The organism is Nostoc sp. CHAB 5836, assembly GCF_020829445.1.
Classification (GTDB): Bacteria; Cyanobacteriota; Cyanobacteriia; order Cyanobacteriales; family Nostocaceae; genus Nostoc.
Genome location: NZ_JAIVFV010000269.1, coordinates 1 through 6,445, shown reverse-complemented (window position 1 = coordinate 6,445; position 6,445 = coordinate 1). Strand labels below are relative to the sequence as shown.

Below are 6,445 nucleotides of genomic sequence, written 5' to 3'. Positions count from 1 at the left end.
TCAATATTATAAGAAAGGTAATCCCAGCGGCCTTTGGTCTAGGGATAGAGGGTATTGCAGTTTACCCATTCCGGGTCACTCCGGGAAAAGTGGCTTGAGGATATTTGTCTATAAAGTTACTAACTGTTACCAGACCTAGTTTAACCTGCTAAGGGTATTTGTTTGAGTTGGTGTGGATACTTCTGATCCCATAGAAGTATGCAATTAGGGCATGGGTCATTGGGTATTAAAGATAGTAAAAATAGATGATCATTCGGCGCTGTGAATGATATTTTATGAAGGACTCTTGCTGATTCTTAAAGAAGCAATAACAACTATTTTTTAAAATTTAGCCAGTCAAGGATATATAGGACTAGTATTTGATTTTTGAAAGACACGTAGGGTGTGTTAGTACAGAAAGTACGGCACCATTCTTAAGGGTTTGGTGCGTTACGCGAAACGCTAACGCACCCTACAAATACCTAATTTTGTTCAAAATCAAATCGGATTCCTATAGCACAGAAACTGATAGAGTTTTATATTACAAGCAACAAATTGTTTTCACTAAATCATTTGAGTGAGCAATACATTTTTTATTATCTAGTAACTTATGAAGTTCATGCGTAACTCAGCTTTAATTCTAGCGATCGCACCCCTAGTCTTTGCGATCGCGGCTTGTGGTGAAAATTCAGGTCAAATAGCGAGTACACCCGGCACTCCAGGCAGTACTCCAGCTGCACCAGCAACTCAAAATCGTTGGGATAGTATTAAAAGCCGTGGTCAATTAACTTGTGGTGTCAGTGGTGAAGTGCCGGGGTTTAGCTTTGTGGGAACCGATGGTAAATACAGTGGTATCGATGTGGATATTTGCCGAGCGATCGCCGCAGCTTTATTTGACAACCCAGATGCAGTAGAATTTCGCAATCTCAATACCAAAGAGCGGTTTACAGCTTTACAAACTGGAGAAGTAGACATTCTCAGCCGCAATACTACCTGGACACTTAGTCGTGATACCTCTGTAGGTCTAGAATTTGCACCTGTAGTCTTTTACGACGGACAAGCCATAATGGTTCGCAAAAATAGCAACATTAAGTCCTTAGCAGACCTAAAGGATAAAGCAATCTGCGTTCAAACTGGCACTACTACCGAACAGAACTTAGCAGACCAAATGCGGAAAAGGGGCATCACTTACAAACCCGTTGTCTTTGAAGACGTTAACGTTACCTTTGCTACCTATGCTGAAGGTCGTTGCGACGGCATTACAGCTGACCGTTCAGCATTAGTTTCGCGGCGGATAATTTTACCCAAACCAGAAGATAACGTGATTCTCAATGAAGTAATCTCTTCAGAACCCCTTGCACCAGCAGTTGCTAAAGGAGATGCTAAGTGGGGAGATGCTGTTAAGTGGGTGGTTTATTCCCTAGTAAAAGCCGAAGAATTGGGTATTACTTCTCAGAATGTGGGTCAGTTTGCTACCAGTAAAGACCCAGATATTAAGCGGTTTTTAGGAACCGAAGGCAACCTTGGCGAAGGACTCGGCTTAACTAACGACTTTGCAGCCAGAATAATTAAACACGTTGGTAACTACGCCGAAATTTACGATCGCAACCTCGGCCCCAAGACAAAACTCAATCTAGCTCGTGGTCAAAATCAACTCTGGAGCAAAGGCGGACTGCTTTATTCTCCGCCGTTTCGGTAGAAGAGATGAGGGGATGAGGGGATGAGGGGGATGAGGGGGATCAGGGGGATGAGGGGGATGAGGGGGATGAGGGGGACAAGGAGAATAACCAATGACTAATGACTAATGACTAATGACTAATGACTAATGACTAATTCTATATGGCGTGATGTCCGTTTTTGGCGCATTGCTTTGCAATTAGTTGCTGTATTTTTAGCAGCAGTTGTAGTAGTAATACTCTGGGGGAATCTCAACCGCAACTTGCGGCAATTGGGTATTCAGTTTGGATTTGATTTTCTTAAGCAACAAGCATCTTTTGATATTGGTGAGACGCTAATTACCTACAAACCCACTGACACCTATAGTCATGCTTTGTGGGTGGGGTTAATTAACTCTTTGCGGGTGGCGGTTGCAGGGATTTTTCTGACAACCATTGTAGGGGTAAGTGCTGGGATTGCCCGACTTTCTGACAACTGGCTAGTGCGGAATATTACAATGGTTTATGTAGAGATTTTCCGCAATACGCCTTTATTACTGCAATTGCTGTTTTGGTACTTTGCTGTTTTTCTCAGTTTCCCGAAAACAGGAAATAAGATATCCCTTTGGGGTTTTATTGGCATTAGTCAAAATGGCTTAGAACTTCCTTGGTTTACCCTATCACCAGAGTTTTCGACTTTGCTGTTGGGATTAACTTTTTACACAGGTGCGTTTATTGCAGAAATTGTTCGAGGTGGGATTCAATCAGTACCGAAGGGACAATGGGAAGCAGCGCGATCGCTAGGATTAAAACCAGGGTTAGTAATGCGGTTGGTGATTTTTCCCCAAGCTTTGCGGGTAATTATTCCACCGTTGACGAGTCAATATCTTAATTTGACGAAAAATACCAGTTTAGCGATCGCGATCGGCTACCCCGATATTTATTTTGTCGCCTCCACCACCTTTAACCAAACCGGGAAAGCCGTAGAAGTGATATTACTGATTATACTCACCTATCTCACCCTGAGTTTAACCATCTCTGTAGTGATGAATTTATTCAATCGCACCGTGCAAATTAAAGAGAGATGAGGGGGATGAGGAAGATTAGGGGGATAAGGAGGATGCACCTTTGAACTTGGAAGTTGAGTTTCTGAGATTGAACTATGAGTCTTTACAAATGACCAATACTTCGACTTACCTCGGCTTCGCTCGGCACAAGTCGCTCAGTACAAGTGACCAATGACCAATGACAAATGACAAATGACAAATGACCAATGACTAACGACAAATTAACTTGGCTACGTAAAAACCTATTCAGTACTTGGTACAACAGCTTGTTAACTGTTGTCTGTCTGGTGTTGCTGTTTTGGGTAGTGCGAGGAATTCTAACTTGGGCAACTACTCAAGCACAATGGGCGGTAATTCAGGTTAACTTACGTTTATTTCTAGTTGGCAGATTTCCGCAAACGCTATATTGGCGAACTTGGATTGTGCTAGCGATCGCTTCGACTTTAGGCGCTATAACTGGAGGTGTATTCTTTGGTAAACAACAGTTACCGAAGCGTGGAATTGCTTTGTTTGCTGTCATCATCGGCGTTTTGTTAATTGTTTTACCACTAGACTTTACATCTCGCCTTTGGTTATTGTTAATTGCATTTTTAGTATTTGTAGGTTTTTGGCTTGGAGGAAAGTTTACTAAAGTACTAACTTTTTGGCTTTCCCTACTATGGTTACTGTCTTTTCCCGTCATTCTCTGGCTAGTTGGCGGTGGATTTGGATTGCAGCCTGTACCTACAAATTTATGGAATGGTTTGCTACTTACCCTACTAATGGCAGCAGTCAGTATTGTGCTTTCTTTTCCTATTGGGGTTTTACTGGCTTTAGGGCGCACAAGCAATTTGCCTGTAGTACGTTGGTTTTCTATCCTGTATATTGAAATTGTTAGGGGAGTACCACTGATTGGAGTTTTATTTTTAGCTCAGGTAATGCTTCCCTTGTTTCTATCAGCAGACGTGCGTTTAGATCGGGTATTACGAGCAATTGCTGGACTAGTATTATTTAGTGCCGCATACATGGCAGAAAACGTGCGCGGTGGACTCCAATCAATTCCTCGCGGGCAAATTGAAGCTGCAAAAGCGCTAGGATTAAATACAGCCTTGGTGGTTTTGTTAATCGTCTTACCTCAAGCATTACGTAACGTTATCCCTGCGATCGTTGGTCAGTTTATCGGCTTATTTAAAGACACTTCTCTCTTATCTTTAGTGGGATTGGTAGAACTCACAGGTATTGCGCGTTCCATATTGGCGCAACCACAGTTTCTCGGCCGCTATGCAGAAGTTTATCTATTTATTGGATTGATTTATTGGGTATTTTGTTACTCAATGTCGTTAGCTTCTCGACGGTTAGAAAAACAGTTAAGCCAGTAATTAGGATATAAAAAAACAAATTACCTAATAAAAATTAAGGAGCCAAAATTTAGAATTATTGTGTTATCCTGACTCCTTTTAAATTTTTCCTTGTTTAGTCATCTGTGTAAATTATTGTGCATCTAACCAAGCTTGTAAATCCGCCAAGCTGCTAAAATCCAACAGAGCAACACTTAGATTCTCAAGCACTGTTAAGGGTAAATGAGAAATCGTTGCTTGCATTTCTTCAGACAGTTCTTGCTCAAGACGCTTAGTCAAGAGACGAACAATTAATTTAACAGTTGCTTCCTGTTCTCCTTGTTGTCGTCCTTCTTGTCGTCCTTGTTGTCGTCCTTCTTCCTTAATTTCTCGATAAACTCTCGTTTGCTGTAAAGTTATCCCCAACATGATTTCAACCTCGGCTCTGCTTAATTGCTCAAATTTGTACACCATTATGGTCGTCACCAATTCTATTATGGCGCGACTTGATACTTCGGGTACTTCTTGATATGTTCTGGTTAACAAATACCTAGCTTCTTCTGGTGCTTCATCTTCTTCTATCGTAGTCAGTACCATGAGTGCTAAACCCAAAGGTAGTTGGCGAATATCTCCTAATTCGTCCAAGTAAACGCGATACAATTGTTCGCTATTAAGGAATGCGCGGTAGGGATAACTATTATTTTGTTCGATACTGCGGGATGGATAGATTACCACCGCTTGCCAATCACTGTATCTCATACGGTTACGATAGAAATACAATAACGACTCGGCAAATAGCCTTTCGTAAAGCATTTCATCTTTCTGAAATTGAACTTCGCTAAAATATACAACCCCACCATCAGCAGTATCAGGTGGAAGAAACACACCATCAATTTCAAATTTTGGTTCCTTGACAGCTACTGAATCAAAACGATAATTATCAGCATTATCCGGCGGATTTGTCAACAATTCAAATAATAGGCTTGGGGATTGTTGAAACAGTTTGTAGAAAATTGAGTCTCGGCGCATTTAGGAGTTGCGAAAAATTTATTTGAACTCATAATATATCTTTAGATAGCTGATACCACAAATTTTATTGATGACTGGTTTTGTGATGTGGTGGTATTATTCTCTGGCAAAATCTCAGATAGGCGATCGCGCTGTAAAATCTTATTAATTAGGGTTATTATTGATAAGGGATCGCTATGATAAAAAGTTATTTTAGCTATCTAAAATCAGCAATTATTTGATAGCCATTCCATCAGCTTATCGAAATGCATTGCTAATTTACTAAAAAATTCGGAGTTGCAAATCCGTGACAAGAGAACAAGATCCGATAATTATTGCTGAAGATGTTCACAAGTGGTATGGAAAGTTCCATGCTCTTCAAGGTGTGAGCTTGACAGTCAATCGTGGAGAAGTAGTAGTATTGATGGGCCCATCTGGTTCAGGTAAATCTACCTTTATCCGCACATTTAACGCTCTAGAAGAATATCAAAAGGGAAAAATTGAAATCGACGGCATTACCCTCAGCCATGACTTGCGAAATATTGAAACGATTCGCAAAGATGTGGGAATGGTGTTTCAGCAATTTAATTTATTTCCTCATCTCACAGTATTGCAAAATATCTCTTTAGCACCAATTTGGGTACGGCGATCGCCAAAGGTAAAAGCCGAAGAATTGGCGATGCAACTCTTAGAAAGAGTGGGAATTTTAGAACAGGCGCAGAAATATCCAGGACAGCTATCTGGTGGACAACAGCAACGAGTTGCGATCGCACGTGCTTTAGCCATGCAACCCAAAATTATGCTGTTTGACGAACCCACCTCAGCCTTAGATCCAGAAATGGTAAGAGAAGTTTTAGATGTAATGCGAAATCTTGCCCGTGATGGGATGACAATGGTAGTCGTCACCCACGAAGTTGGATTTGCTCGTGAAGTCGCCGACCGAGTTATCTTAATGGATAGCGGTTCCCTTGTCGAGTCAGCCACCCCCGACGCATTTTTCAGCCACCCGAAAGAAGAAAGAACACGCAAATTTTTGTCACAAATTCTTTAGAAAATCTTTCGGTAAGAAGATATGACACCTGTACTAGGGAAATTTCTGCAAGTTGTGAGAGGTGTCTGTTGTTAACTGATTAGCTATCTCCACGCCATGTAAAAATAATTTGTTCATCAGCTTGCCTAAACTCAATATTAAACTTATCAAATACAACTTCTCTTCCTAGAAGTAATTGTTCTCCACCTGTATTAGTTTGTAACCATGCCACAGTAGCAATAAAACTGTGTTCATCAATAGTCATTTCAACGATCCGAAAGCGTCCTCTTTCACCTAGTCTGTCGGCTAACTTGCAGGCTAACTCTACGCCACTGTAACCACCCCCGACGATCGCCACCCGAATTTTATCAGCATCCGATTCTTCTAAAA

The 6,445-nt window shown here is 41.2% G+C and carries 5 protein-coding genes and 1 pseudogene; 4 read left to right on the top strand and 2 right to left on the bottom strand.

Annotated elements, in window-relative coordinates:
• Nucleotides 1-598: 598 nt before the first annotated feature.
• The 3 genes from LC605_RS30405 to LC605_RS30395 all read left to right on the top strand — a co-directional run bounded on the left by LC605_RS30405 (nt 599) and on the right by LC605_RS30395 (nt 4,059).
• On the top strand, nt 599-1,678 hold the full coding sequence (locus tag LC605_RS30405; RefSeq protein ID WP_229551145.1) for an amino acid ABC transporter substrate-binding protein: 1,080 nt from the start codon (nt 599-601) through the stop codon (nt 1,676-1,678).
• Between the two features lie 126 nt (nt 1,679-1,804).
• A complete protein-coding gene (locus LC605_RS30400; RefSeq protein WP_229551144.1) occupies nt 1,805-2,722 on the top strand; it encodes an amino acid ABC transporter permease in 918 nt (305 codons plus the stop codon).
• A gap of 185 nt (nt 2,723-2,907) precedes the next feature.
• Entirely contained in the window at nt 2,908-4,059 is a 1,152-nt protein-coding gene (locus tag LC605_RS30395) for an amino acid ABC transporter permease (protein WP_229551143.1), read from the top strand.
• 111 nt (nt 4,060-4,170) lie between these two features.
• Here LC605_RS30395 and LC605_RS30390 read toward each other — a convergent pair whose 3' ends face one another.
• The gene (locus LC605_RS30390) at nt 4,171-5,046 is read right to left on the bottom strand and encodes an Rpn family recombination-promoting nuclease/putative transposase (RefSeq protein WP_229551142.1); all 876 of its coding nucleotides are present in this window, start codon (nt 5,044-5,046) and stop codon (nt 4,171-4,173) included.
• 286 nt (nt 5,047-5,332) lie between these two features.
• Here LC605_RS30390 and LC605_RS30385 point away from each other — a divergent pair, with 286 nt between their 5' ends.
• The gene (locus tag LC605_RS30385; protein ID WP_309143284.1) at nt 5,333-6,076 is read left to right on the top strand and encodes an amino acid ABC transporter ATP-binding protein; all 744 of its coding nucleotides are present in this window, start codon (nt 5,333-5,335) and stop codon (nt 6,074-6,076) included.
• Between the two features lie 238 nt (nt 6,077-6,314).
• Here the strand turns inward: LC605_RS30385 and LC605_RS30380 are convergent.
• Nucleotides 6,315-6,445 (bottom strand): annotated as a pseudogene (locus tag LC605_RS30380) (NAD-binding protein); the annotation flags it as partial.